The following is an 869-nucleotide window of genomic DNA, read 5'->3' as shown; positions in this document are numbered from 1 at the left end:
TTTCTGGTAAATCTGGTGAAGCTATTGACTACTCAACTGCAGCTAAGATCAAGAAATACCAAGATCGTGGTTACGTTCTTGTAAGCGATGAGTTCCCAGCAGGAGCTACTTATGACACAGATGCATCTGTTGATCAAACTTGGACAGTAACCTTGAAACACGGTGAAACTCCAGTTGGACCAAACGATCCACACAATCCAACAGATCCAATCAATCCAAATGATCCAAACAGTCCTAAATACCCTGCGACAGATCAATGGAAGAAAGATGTAACATCAACTGTTCATTATGTGGTATCAGACGGTAAGGCAACTGCCCCAGCTGACAATGTTCAAAATGCACAATGGACACGTACCTTAAATGTTGACAAGGTGACAGGTGAAGTTCTTAACCCTGATGCACCATGGACAGCGAATAAGACTAACTATGATGCAGTTCCAACACCAGGATTGACAGGTTACTATGCAGATAAAGCAGGTGTTGCTTCTAAGACAGTCACTCAAGAAAATCTTGAAGAAACTGTTACTTACAAACCGCTTGGCAGCTTGGTTCCGAAACCAGAGACACCAACAGATCCAAACTTCCCATCAACACCAGATGTGAAATATCCAAATGATCCAAAAGATCCAAGTAAACCAGGTCAACCAGTTGTACCTAATGTACCAGGCTACAAACCATACTTGCCAGATCCAAAAGATCCAAGCAAACCAGGTAAACCAGTAGAACCAGGAACACCAATCATTCCTGAAAACCCAGGTGACGACACACCAATCATCTACGTACCAATCGTAAATGATGTGAAGAAACCAACTAAACAAACAGTTAAGTTTGAAGGAGCAGGCGATAAGACTCCAGGAGACAATGTCCAA

Annotated in this window: 1 protein-coding gene; it reads left to right on the top strand. The window is 42.5% G+C overall.

Going from position 1 to position 869, the window contains the following annotated elements:
• A partial coding sequence (locus QM874_RS09820) for a mucin-binding protein (RefSeq protein ID WP_414317127.1) occupies nucleotides 1-869 on the top strand: 869 nt, incomplete at both ends.

It is taken from the genome of Streptococcus infantis, assembly GCF_047463615.1.
Lineage (GTDB): Bacteria > Bacillota > Bacilli > Lactobacillales > Streptococcaceae > Streptococcus > Streptococcus infantis_X.
This window is presented reverse-complemented; position numbering and strand designations above follow the sequence as displayed.